Source organism: Burkholderia sp. BCC0322, from assembly GCF_902833045.1.
Classification (GTDB): Bacteria; Pseudomonadota; Gammaproteobacteria; order Burkholderiales; family Burkholderiaceae; genus Burkholderia.
Window position 1 is genome coordinate 437235 of sequence record NZ_CADFDU010000004.1, and the last position, 17208, is coordinate 454442.

19 protein-coding genes are annotated in these 17208 nt (G+C 67.1%); 8 read left to right on the forward strand and 11 right to left on the reverse strand.

Going from position 1 to position 17208, the window contains the following annotated elements; genetic code table 11:
* Positions 1 to 178 precede the first annotated feature (178 nt).
* Complete coding sequence (locus HWX39_RS15185; protein WP_175968833.1) at positions 179 to 1393, forward strand: crosslink repair DNA glycosylase YcaQ family protein; 1215 nt, start codon at positions 179 to 181, stop codon at positions 1391 to 1393.
* 48 nt (positions 1394 to 1441) lie between these two features.
* Here HWX39_RS15185 and HWX39_RS36240 read toward each other — a convergent pair whose 3' ends face one another.
* Together HWX39_RS36240 and HWX39_RS36245 are read right to left on the reverse strand one after the other, a co-directional pair.
* Positions 1442 to 1660 (reverse strand): DUF1653 domain-containing protein, encoded by a 219-nt coding sequence (locus HWX39_RS36240; RefSeq protein WP_006480837.1) that lies wholly within the window; start codon positions 1658 to 1660, stop codon positions 1442 to 1444.
* A 57-nt stretch (positions 1661 to 1717) separates the two neighbouring features.
* Complete coding sequence (locus tag HWX39_RS36245) at positions 1718 to 2161, reverse strand: GNAT family N-acetyltransferase (protein WP_244135007.1); 444 nt, start codon at positions 2159 to 2161, stop codon at positions 1718 to 1720.
* A 308-nt stretch (positions 2162 to 2469) separates the two neighbouring features.
* Between HWX39_RS36245 and HWX39_RS15195 the strand changes: the two genes are divergently transcribed.
* Together HWX39_RS15195 and HWX39_RS15200 are read left to right on the forward strand one after the other, a co-directional pair.
* Entirely contained in the window at positions 2470 to 3093 is a 624-nt protein-coding gene (locus HWX39_RS15195) for an HAD hydrolase-like protein (protein WP_175968834.1), read from the forward strand.
* Positions 3094 to 3477: 384 nt separating this feature from the next.
* Positions 3478 to 4047: a DUF4142 domain-containing protein gene (locus HWX39_RS15200; protein WP_175968835.1), complete on the forward strand. Its 570-nt coding sequence runs from the start codon at positions 3478 to 3480 to the stop codon at positions 4045 to 4047.
* Positions 4048 to 4155: 108 nt separating this feature from the next.
* Here HWX39_RS15200 and HWX39_RS15205 read toward each other — a convergent pair whose 3' ends face one another.
* Positions 4156 to 4755 (reverse strand): GNAT family protein, encoded by a 600-nt coding sequence (locus HWX39_RS15205; protein WP_175968836.1) that lies wholly within the window; start codon positions 4753 to 4755, stop codon positions 4156 to 4158.
* 54 nt (positions 4756 to 4809) lie between these two features.
* Positions 4810 to 5724, reverse strand: coding sequence for a LysR family transcriptional regulator (locus HWX39_RS15210; RefSeq protein WP_175968837.1), 915 nt, complete (start codon positions 5722 to 5724; stop codon positions 4810 to 4812).
* Between the two features lie 109 nt (positions 5725 to 5833).
* On the opposite strand from HWX39_RS15210, the gene lysA reads away from it, so the two are divergent.
* Positions 5834 to 7072, forward strand: coding sequence for a diaminopimelate decarboxylase (gene lysA, locus HWX39_RS15215; RefSeq protein WP_175968838.1), 1239 nt, complete (start codon positions 5834 to 5836; stop codon positions 7070 to 7072).
* Between the two features lie 110 nt (positions 7073 to 7182).
* On the opposite strand, the gene HWX39_RS15220 is transcribed toward lysA, so the two are convergent.
* The gene (locus HWX39_RS15220; RefSeq protein WP_175968839.1) at positions 7183 to 8070 is read right to left on the reverse strand and encodes a DMT family transporter; all 888 of its coding nucleotides are present in this window, start codon (positions 8068 to 8070) and stop codon (positions 7183 to 7185) included.
* Positions 8071 to 8196: 126 nt separating this feature from the next.
* Between HWX39_RS15220 and HWX39_RS15225 the strand changes: the two genes are divergently transcribed.
* Entirely contained in the window at positions 8197 to 9675 is a 1479-nt protein-coding gene (locus HWX39_RS15225) for a PLP-dependent aminotransferase family protein (protein ID WP_175968840.1), read from the forward strand.
* A 65-nt stretch (positions 9676 to 9740) separates the two neighbouring features.
* Complete coding sequence (locus HWX39_RS15230; protein ID WP_175968841.1) at positions 9741 to 10217, forward strand: hypothetical protein; 477 nt, start codon at positions 9741 to 9743, stop codon at positions 10215 to 10217.
* Between the two features lie 86 nt (positions 10218 to 10303).
* On the opposite strand, the gene HWX39_RS15235 is transcribed toward HWX39_RS15230, so the two are convergent.
* Together HWX39_RS15235 and HWX39_RS15240 are read right to left on the reverse strand one after the other, a co-directional pair.
* A complete protein-coding gene (locus HWX39_RS15235) occupies positions 10304 to 11737 on the reverse strand; it encodes a nicotinate phosphoribosyltransferase (protein WP_175968842.1) in 1434 nt (477 codons plus the stop codon).
* 73 nt (positions 11738 to 11810) lie between these two features.
* Complete coding sequence (locus HWX39_RS15240) at positions 11811 to 12851, reverse strand: bifunctional nicotinamide-nucleotide adenylyltransferase/Nudix hydroxylase (RefSeq protein ID WP_175968843.1); 1041 nt, start codon at positions 12849 to 12851, stop codon at positions 11811 to 11813.
* Between the two features lie 181 nt (positions 12852 to 13032).
* Between HWX39_RS15240 and HWX39_RS15245 the strand changes: the two genes are divergently transcribed.
* Together HWX39_RS15245 and HWX39_RS15250 are read left to right on the forward strand one after the other, a co-directional pair.
* Positions 13033 to 13485, forward strand: coding sequence for an SRPBCC family protein (locus HWX39_RS15245; RefSeq protein ID WP_175968844.1), 453 nt, complete (start codon positions 13033 to 13035; stop codon positions 13483 to 13485).
* Positions 13486 to 13709: 224 nt separating this feature from the next.
* Positions 13710 to 14597: a DUF4261 domain-containing protein gene (locus tag HWX39_RS15250; protein WP_175968845.1), complete on the forward strand. Its 888-nt coding sequence runs from the start codon at positions 13710 to 13712 to the stop codon at positions 14595 to 14597.
* A 159-nt stretch (positions 14598 to 14756) separates the two neighbouring features.
* Here the strand turns inward: HWX39_RS15250 and HWX39_RS15255 are convergent, their stop codons facing one another.
* The 4 genes from HWX39_RS15255 to HWX39_RS15270 are packed head-to-tail and all read right to left on the reverse strand — an operon-like array spanning position 14757 to position 17207.
* Positions 14757 to 15143 (reverse strand): hypothetical protein, encoded by a 387-nt coding sequence (locus tag HWX39_RS15255; protein WP_175968846.1) that lies wholly within the window; start codon positions 15141 to 15143, stop codon positions 14757 to 14759.
* A 26-nt stretch (positions 15144 to 15169) separates the two neighbouring features.
* Positions 15170 to 15553 (reverse strand): adenosylmethionine decarboxylase, encoded by a 384-nt coding sequence (gene speD / locus HWX39_RS15260; protein ID WP_175968847.1) that lies wholly within the window; start codon positions 15551 to 15553, stop codon positions 15170 to 15172.
* On the reverse strand, positions 15550 to 15699 hold the full coding sequence (locus HWX39_RS15265; RefSeq protein ID WP_155291822.1) for a hypothetical protein: 150 nt from the start codon (positions 15697 to 15699) through the stop codon (positions 15550 to 15552). Before HWX39_RS15265 ends, speD begins: the two co-directional genes overlap by 4 nt.
* On the reverse strand, positions 15696 to 17207 hold the full coding sequence (locus HWX39_RS15270; protein ID WP_175968848.1) for a DUF4178 domain-containing protein: 1512 nt from the start codon (positions 17205 to 17207) through the stop codon (positions 15696 to 15698). Before HWX39_RS15270 ends, HWX39_RS15265 begins: the two co-directional genes overlap by 4 nt.
* Position 17208 lies beyond the last annotated feature (1 nt).

Here is a 17208-nt window from a genome sequence, read left to right on the forward strand (position 1 = left end):
TGTGCGTCGGAAGCAAAATCGTTGCGCGCCTTTATCGTCGCGCCATGAACTGCACTATAGGGAAACTTGCGAAACGTATCTGTCAACCATTGTCAGACACGTTGCATGGGCACGTCGCGCGCGCGCACCGCTTTCGCGCTAAAGTGGTTCCCGACCATCACTCCCGTCCGCCCTTCCGATGCTTACGCTCTCGCCCGCCGCCGCCCGCGCGCTGCATCTCGCCGCGCAGGGCCTGCTGACGCCGCCCCGCCGCAAGGCCACCAAATCCGACGTGCTCGACACGATCCGCCGGATGGCGCAGTTGCAGATCGATACCATCCACGTCGTCGCGCGCAGCCCGTATCTCGTGCTGTTCAGCCGTCTCGGCGATTTCTCGCCGCAGTGGCTCGACGAGCATCTCGCCGAGGCACGCCTGTTCGAATACTGGTCGCACGAAGCGTGCTTCCTGCCGATCGAGCAGTTCGGCCTGATGCGCTACAAGATGCTCGATCCGTCCGGAATGGGCTGGAAGTACGCAGCCGAGTGGCATGCGCAGAATCGTCCCGAAATCGAGCGGCTGCTCGCGCGGATTCGCGCCGAAGGCCCGGTACGGTCGGCCGATTTCGCCCGCGACGATGGCGTGAAAGGCAACGGCTGGTGGGATCGCAAGCCCGAGAAGCGTCACCTGGAAGTGCTGTTCACGACGGGCGACCTGATGGTGTCGGAACGCCGCAATTTCCAGCGCGTGTACGACGTGCGCGAGCGCGTGCTGCCCGACTGGGACGACGCGCGCGACCTGCCGCCGCGCCACGCCGTGCTGCCCGCGCTGCTCGACTACACGTGCCGCGCGCTCGGCGTCGTGCGCGCGGACTGGGTGGCCGACTACTATCGGCTGCCGCGCCGTTCGTACCGCGCGGAACTCGAGCAGCTCGCGAGCGCAGGCGACCTGATCCCGGTGGCGATCGACGGCTGGAAGGAGCCGGCCTACGTGCATCGCTCGCTCGAGGCGTGGCTGCCCGCCGCGGAAGCCGACACGCTGCGCTCGACGGTCACGACGCTGCTGTCGCCGTTCGACCCGGTCGTCTGGGACCGGCGGCGTGCATCGACGCTGTTCGGTTTCGATTACACGATCGAATGCTATACGCCCGGGCACAAACGGCGTTACGGCTATTTCTGCCTGCCGGTGCTGCATCGCGGGCGGCTGGTCGGGCGCATCGACGCGAAGGCGCATCGCACGCTCGGCACGTTCGAACTGAAGGCCGTGCATGTCGAGCCGGGCGTGCGGTTCGGCACGGGGCTCGCGGCCGATGTCGCGAAGGCGGTGAAGAAGCTCGCGGCGTGGCACGGCACGCCGGAAGTCACGGTCGGGCAGCCGGCCCCGCCGGAGCTGGTAAAGGCGCTGGCCGGCGCGTAGACGTCCGCCCCGCCGGCTGGCACGGCGGCGCGCGCCGCCGGCCGTCCATCAGTCGCGCAGCTTGCGGAAACGCGGCGTGCCGTCTTCGAGGTTCCCGTTGAACATCGCTTCCGGTCGTACCCACAGACCGCGTGCATGCGGCCACAGGTGTTCGTACACGACCACCGATTCCTCGGTTTCGGAATGGCGGGCAACGCCGATGTAGCGATACAGCCCGCCCTTGTAATGGCGATGCGTCGCGAGCTGTTCGGCTTCCTGTTCGGTCATGATGGGCTTCTCTTCGGCAAAAACGGAAAGCGCGTATTGTATGCGCTGCGCCATTCGTCAGCGTTTCGCGTAGATGTCCGGGCGGCGGATCTCCATCACCCGCTCGGGGTTCGCCAACGGCCCGAAGCCGACCGGCCGGTACAGCGCGTGCGCATCGGACGTCACGAGCATGATGCGACGCAGCCCCTGCACCATCTCCTGCGCGAACACGTGGTCGATCAGCGCGCGACCGTAGCCGTTGCCGCGTTCGGCCGGCAGCACGAACACGTCGCACAGGTACGCGAACGTCGCGTGATCGGTCACGAGCCGCGCGAACCCGACGAGCCGGTCGCCCACGTAGGCACCGAAGCACAACGAGCCCTCGATCGCACGCTCGACCACATCGCGCGGAATGCCCTGCGACCAGTACGCGTCGCGATGCAGGAAGTCGAAGATCGCGTCGACGTCGAGTTCGCGCTTGTCGGTGGAAAATCTCAGCGTGGCGGGGGTGGCAGCGGGCACGTCGGTCTCCGGTTGGCGTGGTGGAAGGCGAAATGCCGACGATACCGCGCGGCGCGAGGGGCTACAAGCGGTGACACGTATCGACTACATCCCGACGGACGGGCATCTGCTCGCCCGGCTCACGGCGGCCGCAACGCGCGATCTGCGTTGCAACGCTTCAACGGCAGCGGCCGGGCCGCCACGATCCGCGTGACCTCGCGCGTGCGCGGGTCGATTTCCAGGTCGAGGCATGCGCAATCGACCGTGCGGCCAACGGGCCTCGATTCGGTGACAATGTCGCCTGCCCAATGAACCCGCCACGCCGCTTCATGCCCTATCGCCTCATCGCATTCGACTTCGACGGCACGCTCGCCGATTCGCTCGACAGCTTTCTCGCGGCGCTGTCGGAAGCGTCGCGCATGCACGGCTTTCGCGACGCCACGCCCGAGTTGCGCCCGGCGCTGCGCGGCATGTCGGCGCGCGACATCATTCGCGCGCTCGACGTGCCGATGTGGAAAGTGCCGCGCGTCACGGTCGACATGCGCCGCCTGATGCGGCCGCGCGTCGCCCAAGTGGCGTTGTTCCCCGGCGTCGGCGAAACGTTCGACGCGCTCGCCGCGCGCGGCATCCGCATCGCGATCGCCACGTCGAATACCGAGGAGATCGTGCGTGACCGGCTCGGCCCGCGTGCCAGCAGCCGCGTCGAACATTTCGCATGCGGCATTCCACTGTTCGGCAAGGCGCGTCGCCTGCGCGCGCTCGTTCGTGAGGCCGGCGTGCGCGCCGATGACGTGCTGTACGTCGGCGATGAAATCCGCGACGCCGATGCGGCACGACGCGCGCGCATCGCATTCCAGGGTGTCGCGTGGGGCTACACCGCACCGAACGCGTTGCAGGCGCATTGCGCGACACCGTTGCTGCCCCGCCTCGACGCATTGCTCGATCGCGTGTGACGCACCCGGCGCTTCGTGCGCACGGCTCGACCCGGCCGCTCGACGCGCACGACACCTCGGCACGACGATGACTTGCAGATGACGCCCCCGTGCATTCAGCACATCCCATGCACGCAAGAATTGCCGCCGTCGCACACGCAACAGGTACGCAATACCGGTCGTCACGCTTGCTCGGCGATTCGTCTTACCAACCGTTACACAAACCACAGCGCGGTTGCACCTGCGACCGGATCGCTCTCCTAGAATCGGTCGGGCCGGGTAACACTTCGACCGGCGCCGCGGCAGAGCGGCGGTCGAATCCGGCCCGGGCGCGCCCGGTCTCTCGCACAGCGACGGATCACGTGATCCGTTTTTCAACCCGAGCCCCGATCGAAAGGAGGTCCCATGAACCGCTTTCCCCACATCTCGCGCCTTGCTTTGTCTGCCGCTGGCCTGCTTCTCGTCGCCGTGACGGCGAACGCGCAAACCGCACAACCGGCACCGAACGCACCGGCCGCCGCCGCGACGCGCATCCACGAAGCCGACCAGGCCTTCATCACGGACGGCACGAAAACCGTGTCGACGCAGCACGACGCGGCGCGCATCGCCGATTCGCGCACGTCGGACAGCCAGGTCAAGGCGTTCGCGCAACGCGTGTCGACCGATGATGAAAAGATCATCCAGGCCATGCGCGCGGCAAGCCCGCGCGGCGTCGACGTGCCGGCCAACGACCCCGACACGGCCGTGCTGGGCAGCATCAAGAACCTGCGCGGCGCCGAGTTCGACAAGGCGTATATCGAGCAGGTCGCGCTCGCCGGCCAGCAGAAGGCCATCTCGGCATTCCAGGCCGAAATCGCGTCGGGCCGCGACACGAAGCTGAAGGAAGTCGCCCGCCAGTCGCTGCCGATCCTGCAGAAGCACTACGCCGACGCGCAGAAGCTCGCGGAACGCCACCACCTCGCATCGGCGCAGTAACGCGCCCGCTACGCCGCGCCGTCGTGCGCGGCGCACTGCGTCCCCTGTCGCCGCGTCGACGCTGCCCTTCCGGCGGCGCGACGCACGTCAAACGTCACGCTTCACGCGTTACGTCGCGAGTTTCGCCAACAGCCGCGCACGCACCTCCGGCCATTCGTCGTCGATGATGCTGAAGCGCACCGAATTGCGCTTGCGGCCATCCGGCATGATCCGTTCGTGCCGCACGATACCTTCCTGCTTCGCACCGAGCCGCAGGATCGCCGCGCGCGATTTCTCGTTCAGCTCGTCGGTCGTGAACTGCACGCGCACGCATTGCAGCACGTCGAACGCATGGCCCAGCAACAACCATTTCGCTTCGGTGTTCGCACGCGTGCGCTGCGCCGATGCGCTCAGCCACGTATGGCCGATCTCGAGCTTGCGGTGCTTGCGATCGATCTTCCAGAAACGCGTGCTGCCGATCACGCGGCCCGATGCACGATCGACGATCGTGAACGGCATCACGGTGCCGGCGGCGCGGCCCTGCAGTGCGGTGTCGAGATAGGCGTCGATCGTATCGGGGCCCGGCACGACCGTGACCTTCAGGTTCCATAACTGGCCGTCCGCGGCAGCGTCCAGCAGCGCCTGCCGGTCGGACGAGGCGAGCGGCCTCAGTTCGACGCGTTCGCCGGTCAGGATCGGTTGTTCGAGGAAAGCAGAAGCATCGGTCATGAGGATTCCGGAAAGAGACGATGATGGCGAAAAAACGCCCATCATACTGCCGCGTCAGCCGAGGAGCGCGGCCAACCGGCGGCGGATCGTCTTCGCCTCACTGCGCAGTGCGTCGGCAAACGCATCGACCAGCAGGCTCTTCGGCCGATGCTCGGGCACGATCACGCTGACCCGGTACGGAAACGACCGCGTGAGCGGCCGCACGTGCAGGTCGCGCCCGACGAAATCGAGCGCCGTCAGCGGATTGACGATCGCCGCGCCGAGCCCCTGCCGCACGAACGCGCACACCGACACGGCCGACGGTGTTTCGACGACCGAGCGCGGCGCCACGCCGAGTTGCGCGAACGCCTCGTCGATCAGAATGCGGTACGGATCGTTCAGCGACAGGCTCACGAACGGGCGATCGGCGAGATCCGGCAGATCGATCGCGTCCTGCGCGAGCAGCGGATGGCCGTCGGGCAGCACGCACACTTCGTCGACTTCGAGCAGCGGCGTGAGCACGGTGCCGGCCGGCGCGACGTCGCGCTCGGTCAGCCCGAGGTCGTAACGCTGCGCGGTCAGCCACTCTTCGAGCACCGGCGATTCCTGCGTCGCAACCGACACGCTGACGCCCGCGTGGGCCTCGTGAAAACGCCGGCACGCGCCGGGCAGGATCGCGTGCGAGAACGCCGGCAGCGCAATCACCGACAGCTGACCGTCACGAAACTCGCGCAGGCGCGCGGCGGTAGCCGCGACGCGTTCAAGCCCCACATACGCAAGCCGCACATCGTCGAACAGCGTGAGCGCGGCCATCGTCGGCCGCAGCCGGCCATGCGCGCGCTCGAACAGCGCGAAGCCGACGACCTGTTCCATGCGCGCAAGCTCGCGGCTGATCGTCGGTTGCGACGTATAGAGCATCTCGGCCGCGCGCGTCGTGCTGCCGGTGACCATCAGCGCGCGAAAGACCTCGATATGGCGGTGCGTGAGCATGATCTTCTATATCAAATATGAATCGAATGCAGATACGTAAGCATTTTACTGTATAGGTAATCAGGCGCATCATTCACCCTATCCGTTCATTCGACCCGATTCATCCGCCATGTCCCTCGATTCCCGCCAGCTCGCGACGCTCGCGCAGCAATACGGCACCCCGCTGTGGGTGTACGACGCCGACGTCATCCGCGACCGCATCGCCCAACTGCGTCAGTTCGACGTGATCCGCTATGCGCAGAAGGCGAACTCGAATGTCCATATCCTGAAGCTGATGCGTGAGGAGGGCGCGTGCGTCGATGCCGTATCGCTCGGCGAGATCGAGCGCAGCCTCGCGGCCGGGTTCAGCCCTGCCGGCGAGCCGGAAGGCGTCGTGTTCACGGCCGACCTGATCGACCGCCCGACGCTCGCGGCCGTGCTGAAGCACGGCGTGACCGTGAACGCCGGTTCGCTCGACATGCTCGCGCGCATCGGCGAGCACGCGCCCGGCCACCGCGTGTGGCTGCGCGTCAACCCCGGGTTCGGCCACGGCCACAGCAACAAGACCAACACCGGCGGCCCGCAGAGCAAGCACGGCATCTGGATCGACGACGTGCCGCGCGCGATCGAGATCGTGCGCCGGTACGGGCTGAAGCTCGTCGGCATCCACATGCACATCGGTTCCGGCGTCGACTACGGCCACCTGTCTCAGGTGTGCGATGCGATGGTCGATCTCGTCACGTCGCTCGGCCATGACATCGACGCGATCTCGGCCGGCGGCGGCCTGTCGATTCCGTATCGCGACGGCGAGCCGCGCGTCGACGTGGGTCACTACTTCAGCCAGTGGGACGCCGCGCGCAAGCGGATCGAGCGGCATCTCGGCCACCCGGTGCGCATCGAGATCGAGCCGGGCCGCTTCCTCGTCGCCGAAGCCGGCACGCTCGTCACCGAAGTGCAGGCCGTCAACCGCCGGCCGAAGCACGATTTCGTGCTGATCGACGCGGGCTTCAACGACCTGATGCGCCCGTCGATGTACGGCAGCTACCACGCGGTGTCGGTGCACACGCACGAAGGCGCGCTGCCGGCCGGCCGGCCGCTCGTCGATCTCGCGATCGCGGGGCCGCTGTGCGAATCGGGCGACGTGTTTACGCAGGACGCGGGGGGCGTGGTCACGCACCGCAAGCTGGCGCAGCCGCAGATCGGCGACCTGCTGTTCCTGCATGATGCTGGCGCGTACGGCGCGTCGATGTCGTCGAACTACAACAGCCGGCCGCTCGCGCCGGAAGTGCTCGTCGATCGCGGTGCGCCGCGGCTGATCCGCCGCCGGCAGACGATCGACGAATTGCTCGCGCTCGAAACGTTCGAGTAACGCGCTTTCGTCGAGACGAAAGCCAACGGCCAGGCTTGCCGCTACCGGCAGCCTGGCCGTTTTGCTTTTCGGCGCACGGCCAGCCATATGGCGGCATGCGCACCGACGCGTCAGCTCGCCCGCTGCACGGGCGCCATCTTCGAAAAGTACTTCGCGCCCGCCACGCAGCCGACCACGACGAACGTCACGACGACCATCGACGGCGGCACCGTCTCGTGCAGCAGCCCGGCCGCCAGCAGGAAGCCGAAGAACGGCTGCAGCAGCTGCAACTGGCCGACGCCCGCGATCCCGCCGAGCGCGAGCCCGCGATACCAGAACACGAAGCCGATCAGCATGCTGAACAGCGACACGTACGCGAGCCCCCACAGCGCAGCAGCATCGACGCCTTCGAACGACGCTGGCCGGGTGAACCACGTGAGCGGCAGCATCAGCGGCAGCGACAGCACGAGCGCCCACGAGATCACCTGCCAGCCGCCGAGATCGCGCGACAAGCGCGCGCCTTCCGCATAGCCGAGCCCGCACGCGACGATCGCGGCCAGCATCAATGCATCGCCGGCCACCGACGCGTGGCCGCCGTTGCGCAGCGCAAACGCGGCCACCGCGCCGCTGCCGATGATCGAGAAGATCCAGAACGGCGGCCGCGGCCGTTCGCCGCCGCGCCATACGCCGAACAGCGCGGTCGCGAGCGGCAGCAACCCGACGAACACGATCGCCTGCGCGGACGTCACATGCTTCAGCGCGAGCGCCGTCAACAACGGGAAACCGACCACGACCCCGAGCGCGACGATCGCGAGCGACACGGCCTCGGCACGCGTCGGCCGCCGCTGCTTCAGCACGACGAGCAGCAGCAGGCCGAGCGCGCCGGCGATCGTCGCGCGCGCAAAGGTGAGGAACAGCGGGTCGAGCCCCTGCACCGCGATACGCGTCGCGGGCAGCGAGCCACTGAAGATGATCACGCCCAGCAGGCCGCTGAGCCATCCGTCGGTCGTCTTTTGCACGGGAAATCCTGAACGGGGAAAGGGGATCACCGATGATCCGCCGCCCGCGAAAAGCGCGTAAGCTACGGCCCAATACAATTCGGACAAACTGTACTGGACAACCGGCCGTACAGTTCACTCTTCGTCATGAGCCAGACCACCGCGCTTCCCGTTCCGCCCATTCAGTCGCGCACGCGCGTGGAAACCGTGATGGATACGTTGCGCGCACGAATCGCGAGCCGCGCGCTGGTGCCCGGCGCGCGCGTGCCGTCGATCCGGATGATGGCGGACGCGCTCGGCGTGTCGAAATCGACCGTCGTCGATGCGTACGAGCGGCTTGCGAGCGAAGGCGTGCTGGTCTCGCGGCGCGGCTCGGGTTTCTATGTGTCGGGACACGCGCCACCGCTCGCGCTCGCCGATCTCGGCCCGCGGCTCGATCGCGGGCTCGATCCGCTGTGGCTGTCGCGCCAGTCGCTCGAGGCAGCACCCACTTCGGTGAAGCCCGGTTGCGGATGGCTGCCGCCGTCGTGGCTGCCGGACGAGAGCCTGCGCCGCGCGCTGCGCGCCGCGTCGCGCGACGAATCCGACGCGCTGACCGACTACGCGACGCCGCTCGGCCTGCCCGCGATGCGCCAGCAGCTCGCATGGCGGCTCGCGCAGCACGGCGTCCAGGCCGAACCCGCGCAGATCATGCTGACCGACGGCGGCTCGCACGCGCTCGATCTCGTCTGCCGCCTGCTGCTGGAGCCGGGCGACACGGTCGTGCTCGACGACCCGTGCTACTTCAACTTCCAGGCGCTGCTGCGCGCGCACCGTGCGCGGATCGTCAGCGTCCCGTACACGCCGAACGGCCCCGATCTCGCGCGCTTCGAGCAGGTGCTCGCCGAGCACCGGCCGCGCCTGTACATCACCAACGCGGCGCTGCACAACCCGACCGGCGCGACGCTCGCGGCGCCCGTCGCGCACCGGCTGCTGACGCTTGCGGCCGAGCACGGTCTGCTGATCGTCGAGGACGACATCTTCGCGGATTTCGAGAGCACGCCCGCGCCTCGCCTCGCGGCCTTCGACGGGTTGTCGCGGGTCGTGTCGATCGGCAGCTTCTCGAAGACGCTGTCGGCCGCGATCCGCTGCGGCTACGTCGCCGCGCGCCCGGAATGGATCGAGGCGCTCGTCGACCTGAAGCTCGCAACGTCGTTCGGCCATGGGCAGATCGGCGCGAACGTCGTACACCGGCTGCTCGTCGACGGCACGTACCGGCGCCACGTCGACAGCCTGCGCACGCGCCTCGCGGACGCGATGGGCGAAACGCTCCGACGCCTCACACGCGCCGGGCTGAGGATCTGGACGGAGCCGCGCGGCGGCCTGTTCGTGTGGGCGGAGTTGCCCGACGGGCTCGACGCCGCGCGTGTCGCGCGCCATGCGCTGGACCGCGAGGTGGTGCTCGCGCCCGGCAACGTGTTCAGCGCGTCGCACGGCGCGACGTCGTACCTGCGTTTCAACGTGTCGCGCTGCAAGGGGCCGGCGGTGTTCGATGCGCTGGCGCGGGCGATGGAGATCGTGCGTGTCGAAGAATGCAGTGGCATGCAGGCGGATGCGGGCGGACGTGCCCCCGCTCGGGAATGCTGAAACGCAGCAATTAGGCAAACAATCACGAAATGGATCGGTACATTTTTCGACGACAGGATTCTGTGGTGACATTTCTTGCACGCGCGACAAGCATCGCGATCTGGTCCTGCCTCGCGTTTTCGATGCCATCCACGGCCTGTACGGTTTCCGAAGACATGCTTGACAGCGTCCCGCTCAATTCCGACGCGATCCCCAACGAGGATCGCGTCAAGATTACAGAGATGGCCATTCGCGCGCGCCAATGGCCCGGCGCCGAAATTCGAGGCATCGTCACCGCCGGAGCCTACATCGGGGAAGTCAATCCACATGGGCTGGCGCTGCGGCGAGCGGCACACCTGAAGGAATTCCTGATACAACTCGGTGTCAAGAGTGAGAACATCTGGTCGGATACCCACATCATCTCGAAACCGTATCCGAAAGACAGCGCCGGTTATGAAGGCTATCTTCAGATCGGTCTGACACTGGTGCCGCTTTGCAACGATGGATGTCGGCACTTGTGCCGCGATCCGCGCATCACGCCGACATCCAGAGCACTTCGCTGAGGTAGTCCGCCGCTAAAAGACCTCGCAATCGCGTCGTATCAGCGACGGCGTGACCCGAGCCTCTCGCGCCGCCTCCGCCTCCCGCATCACACTTCCCCCGCGTGCGCCCTCGCCCGCACTTCCGCGAACGACGTATCGACGAGCAGCCGCCCCGTATCGAACACCGTTTCGAGCGCGTCTTCCCATTCGCCTTCCAGCATCCGGTCGTCCCACGCGGCGGGCAGCGTCGTCGTCCGATACTCGCCGGTGCGGAAACTGCGCAGCAGCGTGAGCCGCCCCTTCTTCGAGCGCTTGCCCTGATCCGTCACCGGATCCTTGCGGACGTCGTGCCACACGCCGCCGCGCCGGATCGCCGAGCACTTCATCGCGAAACGCTGCGTATCGCGGTTCACCTGCTGCAGCAGCGCGCCGCCCATGCCGAACACGACGTTGCCGGCCGCATAACCGGCGTCGTCGAGCGCGGAGAGAATCGCATCGATCGACCGCTCGTCGACACCATCGCCCTGGATCACCCGCACGCGATTCAGCACGCGCCGCCCCTTGCCGTTTACGGTCGAGCCGAACGATTCGTCGAGCGCGCGCACGGTCTGCAGCACGATCGACACCGGGTCGCCCGAATCGGGACGCACGACCAGTGTCGCGCCCGAATCAAGCACGGCCTGCCGAAGCTCGCCGCCCCACAGATCGAGCGCGGCGAACAGATCGTAGGAGTCCGACACGACCGACACGATCGCACCGGGCAGGCCAAAGCGGCGAATCATGTTCCGGTACGCATCGGCTTCATGCTCGCGGCCCCACGACGTGATCGTGCTGTGCTCGGCCGCCGGCACCGAGTACGCGGCCATCGGCTCGCGATAGAAGCGGTTCGCGGCCAGCACGCCGAGCACCGTGTCCGAACCCATGAAGTTCACGAGGTGCGCCGCGCCGCCGATCGCGGCCGACTCCGCGCTCGATACGCCGCGCGCGCCGAAGTCGTGAAGCTTGAACGGCAGTTGCGCGAGATCGTCGTCGGTCTTTTCGAGGAAGCGGCGGATCGTCTGCCGCAGGTGCCAGCTGCGCGTCGCAACCGTAACCGGATACCACACGCGCAGCAGCATCGTCTCGAGATACGACGCGAGCCAGAACACCTGCGGGTCGTCGCATTCGACCGTCATCAGCACGTTGTGTACCGGCACGACCGAGCCCTCGGGCACCGCGCGGATCTTCACCGGCAGGTAGCCGTCGTAGCGTTCGACGATGTAGCGCCACCCCGCTTCGTTGAACGGCTCGCCGTGCACCGTGAAGAAGTCGCGCGCCTCGTCGATCATCGCGTGCGTGATCGGCTTGCACAGATATTCCTTCAGCAGCATCTGCAGGCCGAAGAACACCGTGCGGTCGTAACGGCCGCCGCGCGATTCGACGTACGAGAACATCGCCGACGCGTCGGGCGGATATTGCAGGAAGTGGGAAGCCTTGTACGAATCCGTGTTGAGGATCGGATTGGCGAGAACCGCGGCAAAGCCGCCGAGATCGTTTTGCATGGCTAGAGCTCCTCTAGGCCGTTGAAGTGCCGCCGCGTCTGTCGCGGCGGACGGAATGCGGGGAATCAGCGGATCACAGCTTCCCCAGGAAGTGATACGCGATGTCGAAGTGATCCTCGAACATCACGTTGCGCATCTGCGCGAATTCGTTGAGCGGCACCCAGCGCGCCTTGTCGGCGTCGTCGCTGCCCTTCACGCGCGGCAGTTCGCCGGTCGGGAAGTTGAACAGGCACGCGTGCGTGATCGTGCGGCCGCGCAGCGAACGCGTCGGGTGGTCGAACACCTGGCGATCCTTGATCGAGCCGCGCAGCACGGGCTCCGGCAGCTTCAGGCCGGTTTCTTCACGCAGCTCGCGGATACAGGCCGCGTCGAGCCGCTCGTCCTGGTTCACGAACCCGCCCGGCAGCGCCCACAGGCCACGGCCCGGTTCGCTGCGGCGGCGCACGAGCAGGATATGGCCCGAATGCACGACCACCGCGTCGACCGTCACGAACGTGACGGGATAAGGCGCGGCCGCCCACGCCTTGCGATATCCGGCGATGAATTCGGCTTCCGACTTCAGCTGCGCGAATTCCGGCTGCGTGCGGAAACGCTCGAGCCAGCCGAACACGGGTTCCGGCACGGCCCACTGCACGAAGCTGTTCGGGCGTTCGGCGAAATACTGGTCGCGAATCTCGGTGGCGGAAATGTCTTCCGTCGCGTCGACATCGACGAGCTCCCATTGCGGGAACATCCGCAGGTAATACGACGTGGCGTCTTTCTCGTGGCCGATCAGCCCGACCTTGCGCTGCGCGATATCGCCGAGCGTGGACGCGACCGCGTCCTGCACCCAGCGCACCCAGTCGCCGTCGTTGTAGGTCGAATCCTGCAACGGCGCGATCGTGACGCGGTCGCGCTCGGACGCATCGAGCAGCGAAGCCAGCATCTGGCGGCGCTCGTCGAACGAGAACGGATCCTTGATGGTGCGGGGCTTGTCGGTCGATCCGATCAGCACGCACACGCGCTCGGCCCGGCTCAGTGCCGACTTCAGCACGTTCAGGTGACCACGATGCGGAGGCTGGAAACGACCAATGAAAACGAGCGCGTCGAAGCGCCGGTTCTGTTGCGTACTCATGAGGCTCCCTCAAGAGAGTGAAACGCTTCGGGTCTTTCCCGAAGGGTTGAAACGAATCCTAGGGGAAATCCCGAGGTGCGTCAATCGAGCTCATCCTCGACTTGACGAAGTCTGACGCAATACGCGGCATTGGCGGGTTACACTCGATTTCATCCCAATCCGCGCCATTGCGCCCGCCATCATGAGGATCTCAGTCAGCCGGACCGTCGGTGTCGATCGCAGACGCCTCTTCACGTGGTCGCAGGATTACGCGCGGCGGCTCGTGTGGGACAGCTTCCTCACCGACGCGTATCTGCTCGACGGCACGACGGCCGGCGTCGGCGTCGACGCGTTCTGCCGCAGCCAGTCGGGCGCGACGATGGTGTCACGCTACATCTCGTACCGTCCGCCGCAGGTCGCCGCCGTCGAGATGGTCGACGGGCCGAAAGTGCTCGAGCGCTTCAGCGGCAGCTGGAACTTCACCGAGCACACGCCCGGCACGACCGAGGTGAAATTCACGTACCACTTCCGCGCCCAGCCGGCCTGGCTGCGCTGGCTGCTCGAACCGCTGATCGGCGCGTTCTATCTCGTGCAGACGCGCCGGCGTCTCGACTCGTTCAAGCGCTGGGCCGAAGCCGAAGCGCTACCGCACTGATCGTCGCTGCCGCGGGCCACGCGCCCGCACGGCCCGGCGTGTCCGCGCCACCTCCTCCCCACGGTGTTCCAACGCGCCACCGCCGCGCAGTCGGGCATTCACCGCGCATTTGCCAGATTCGCCGAACCCGGGGAAACTACGGGCGGCCGTCACCCTGACGGCGCGCCCCGACCGAGAGAACGGGGCACTCCTCCCTGAAACGGCTACGACACGAACCTAATCCGATGAGCCTGATATCCCGATTCTTTGGCCGCAACGAAGCACCCGAAAACCCCGTAGCGCTGGTCGCGGCACCCGACGTCGAGAATCCGCTGAGCGTGACGGTCGTCTTCGACGGCCCGCTGAAGGTCGACATCCCCGCGCTGACGGCCGCGCTGCGCGCGTACCACCCGAGCATGGAGCAGGCGCGCGTCGAGACCGAGCCGACGCTGGAGCAGGTATTCGGGCTCGCCGGCTGGGGCAACCATGTCGTCCGGCTCGTCGGCTTCGACGCGCCCTATCCGTCCGAGGCGCTGGAAACGTGTGTCGCACCGGCCCACTACGGGCAGGACCTGAAGCAGCAGGTGCGGGCAAGTCGCAGCCACGTGATCCTCTACTACGCCGGGCACGAAGCGAATCCGCTCGACCAGTATGTCGCGCTGGCGGCCGTCGCCGGCGCGCTCGCCGAACAGAACGGCCTCGCGGTGCTGAACGAGCACGCGCACACGTCGCTGCCGGCCGGCGTCTTCAATGCGAAGGAACTCGGCGAGGAAAGCCTCGACGTGCTGCGGGATATCCCGCTGAACCTGTTCTTCTGCGGCTTCGTGAAATACGAAGTCGAAGGCGTCGACGGCGTGTGGATGCGCACCTATGGCGCCGACGTGTTCGGCCTGCCCGATTTCGCCGCGCTCGCGGAAGGCCATCACGAGGGCGAACGTTACTCGGGCATCTTCAACAACGTGATGCATTACCTGCTGGAAAGCGGCGCGCGCATGCATGCGGGCGAAACGATGCAGATCGGCACGGAAACGTTCATGAAGCTGCGCGAACCGCTCGAGCACGAGTACTACCTGCAGGGGCCGGCGCCAGTCCTGGTGGCCGAGCTGATTTCGGCGGACGAAATCAATCGCTGATTTCGCCCCGTCGCATCTTGCTGCACGGCGCACGGGTTCAAGACTTCGCGAACCGCGTGCGCCGCTGCATCATCTGACGGCGGCGCGACGTTGCACAGCGTGTCGTCGTTCCGGTTCGACCGGTAGCGGGAACGTCGCGACGTTCGTGACGGCCCGGCCCTAACGTGCGCCGCCCCCGCGCAACGGGAACGTTTCCGCCCCCGCATCGCGGCGCAACGTGACCTCCGTACCGGTCAGCCATCCTGACGATTTCAGGATCGGGCGCGCGATCGCGTACAGGCGGTCGGCGCTCGTACCATAGAAGTACAGGTAACCGTCGTTGCCGTCGCGATGCACTTCGGTCTCGCCCAGTTCGCCGGCGCGTGCCTGCTTCACCGCGCGATCCAGCCGTTGCTCCAGCGCGTGAAGGCGCGCGTTGTCCTTCTCGTAGTAATCGAAGTGAACCATCACGACCGGCCCGGGCGGCTTCGGCGGCACATCGGCGGCGGCATTGCCCGCCAGCAGCGCCCAGCCAAGCAACGCGGCAAATCGGATTCCGTTACGCATATCGGTCAAGAGAGTGAAAGGCCCGCTCACGTCGGCGCGCCGCCGCGCGCAACCTGCTGCCGGACTTGCGCCTGCGTGCCGAGCGCGGCGGCGATCGCGTCGACGGCATCGGCCGCACGCGCCGCGCCGCACATGAACGCGTCGACGGCCGCGAAGCGATGCTCGGGCCACGTATGGATCGTGATGTGCGATTCGGCGAGCAGCACGACGCCCGTCACGCCATGCTCACCGCCGAAATGATGGAAATGCGCGCCGATCACGCGTGCGCCCGCCTGCTGCGCCGCTTCGACGAGAAGCGCCTCGAGGCGCGCGGCGTCGCGCAGCAGCGCCGCGTCGATGCCGGCCAGGTCGGCCAGCACGTGCGCACCGAACGTCGCGCGCGGTGGCGCGATCGCGTCGCGCACGGTCATTTGTGCGACCCGTACGACGAGTAGCCGCTGCGGGCCGACGAACTGCCCCAGCCGCTGCCGCCCGAACCGCTGCCGCCGATCGATGCGCAGCTGAACAGCGTGACGACGATCAGGCCGTAGATGCCATAGAGGATGTACCGGATCACGCGCTGCCCCCGTCCGACGCAAAGCTCTTCCACAGCCATTCAGGCAGCCACAGCACCAGCACGCCGACCAGCACGTAGACGGAGCGGCCGCTGAACGAGAACAGCGAGCCCATGTTCAGGATCACGAGCAGCGCGCTGAACACGAGCGGCAGCGGCGCGAAACTGTGCGGGCCTTTCCGGCCGAACAGGCCCGTCGACGCAGCGGCGCCCGTTGCCGCCGCGGCCGTCGCGAGCGCCGGCGTGCCGAAGCGTTCGGCAAGCGTGCTGCCCGACAGCGGCTGCGCGCGCGACCAGACGATCTCCGCGTTGCTGCGCTCGCGCGTCAGCTTGTCCTTCTGCCAGCCGTAGTCGATGATCGACGTGCGATCGCCCACCTGCACGCGCCAGTTGAACGCACCGACCACGTAGACGACCTCCGAATCGTATTCCTCGCGCAGGCGGTAGGTCTTGCCGCCGTCGGTCACGTCGGACTCGCCGCCGATCGTCGGCCATTGGTCGAGCACCTGCACGCGTTCCCAGCGCCCTTCGCTCTGCACGAGCCACAGGAACCCGCGCTTCGGGTTCAGCAACAGGTATTCGTCCCACGTCTCTTCTTCGTCCGGCACGCGGCAACGCATCATCCCGATCACCGTGTACTTCACGCCGTCGAACGTGCCGATCGCGCCGAGCTCCAGCGCACCCTTCACCGCGTCGAGCTTGCGCTGCGCCGCGAACACGGTCTGCTGCTCGGTCGTGCACTGCACGCCCGCATGGCAACTGCCGCACACCACGTAGTCGGCGACGTTCGGCGCATACGACAGCGGCGCACCGCAGCTCGGGCACGCGAACGGCACCATCTCCGCGCCGCGCTTCTCGCGCGTATCGTTTTCGGTATCGCGCAGCCCGGTGAATGCGAGCGCATCGAATTCGAGCGCTTCGCCCGTATAGACGGCCGGACTCCCGCCGTTCGAATCGGCGTCGGAATAGTCGTAGGTCGCGAACGCGTTGCCGGTGCGCAGGTCGACGACGCGCGCCTCCCAGCCGGCATCGACGCGGAACGGCAGCTCGCCGTCGCCGCCCGTGCAGCGCGCGGTGCGCACGTCCGACACGAGAAATGCGCGGCCGCCGTGGTCGATCCGCATGCCCGGTTCCAGCGTGCCGAACGCAGGCCACGCGCCGCCGGACGCATCGTCGGGCTCGCGCGCCGTGATCGCATACTGGCCGGACGCATCCGACAGCCAGCCGAACGTGCCGTCGTCGAACACGACATACCACTCACTCCACGCGCCGGCGTCGTAGGTCATCTGGATGCGCCCGAGCACCGTGAACGCACGCTTGCCGTAGCGACCGGCCGTGCCGATCTGGATCGGCGACGCATCGTCGAGCACCGTGGCCAGTTCGCCGATACGTTCGACGTCGGTGCCGCGCTTGAGCAGCGTGCTGCGACAGGACGCGCAGACGGCCATCACCGCCGCCGCCGAGCGAAACTCGACCGGCGCGCCGCACTGGGGGCACGAGGTACTGAACATG

Coding starts and splice junctions, on each gene's coding strand:
- HWX39_RS15195 (WP_175968834.1), top strand. CDS start 2,470: ATGCCCTATCGCCTCATCGCATTCGACTTCGACGGCACGCTCGCCGAT.
- HWX39_RS15240 (WP_175968843.1), bottom strand. CDS start 12,851: ATGAGTACGCAACAGAACCGGCGCTTCGACGCGCTCGTTTTCATTGGT.
- HWX39_RS15225 (WP_175968840.1), top strand. CDS start 8,197: ATGAGCCAGACCACCGCGCTTCCCGTTCCGCCCATTCAGTCGCGCACG.
- HWX39_RS15205 (WP_175968836.1), bottom strand. CDS start 4,755: ATGACCGATGCTTCTGCTTTCCTCGAACAACCGATCCTGACCGGCGAA.
- HWX39_RS36240 (WP_006480837.1), bottom strand. CDS start 1,660: ATGACCGAACAGGAAGCCGAACAGCTCGCGACGCATCGCCATTACAAG.
- speD (WP_175968847.1), bottom strand. CDS start 15,553: ATGACCGTGCGCGACGCGATCGCGCCACCGCGCGCGACGTTCGGTGCG.
- HWX39_RS15255 (WP_175968846.1), bottom strand. CDS start 15,143: ATGCGTAACGGAATCCGATTTGCCGCGTTGCTTGGCTGGGCGCTGCTG.
- HWX39_RS15200 (WP_175968835.1), top strand. CDS start 3,478: ATGAACCGCTTTCCCCACATCTCGCGCCTTGCTTTGTCTGCCGCTGGC.
- HWX39_RS15245 (WP_175968844.1), top strand. CDS start 13,033: ATGAGGATCTCAGTCAGCCGGACCGTCGGTGTCGATCGCAGACGCCTC.
- HWX39_RS15250 (WP_175968845.1), top strand. CDS start 13,710: ATGAGCCTGATATCCCGATTCTTTGGCCGCAACGAAGCACCCGAAAAC.
- lysA (WP_175968838.1), top strand. CDS start 5,834: ATGTCCCTCGATTCCCGCCAGCTCGCGACGCTCGCGCAGCAATACGGC.
- HWX39_RS15185 (WP_175968833.1), top strand. CDS start 179: ATGCTTACGCTCTCGCCCGCCGCCGCCCGCGCGCTGCATCTCGCCGCG.
- HWX39_RS15270 (WP_175968848.1), bottom strand. CDS start 17,207: ATGTTCAGTACCTCGTGCCCCCAGTGCGGCGCGCCGGTCGAGTTTCGC.
- HWX39_RS15235 (WP_175968842.1), bottom strand. CDS start 11,737: ATGCAAAACGATCTCGGCGGCTTTGCCGCGGTTCTCGCCAATCCGATC.
- HWX39_RS15210 (WP_175968837.1), bottom strand. CDS start 5,724: ATGCTCACGCACCGCCATATCGAGGTCTTTCGCGCGCTGATGGTCACC.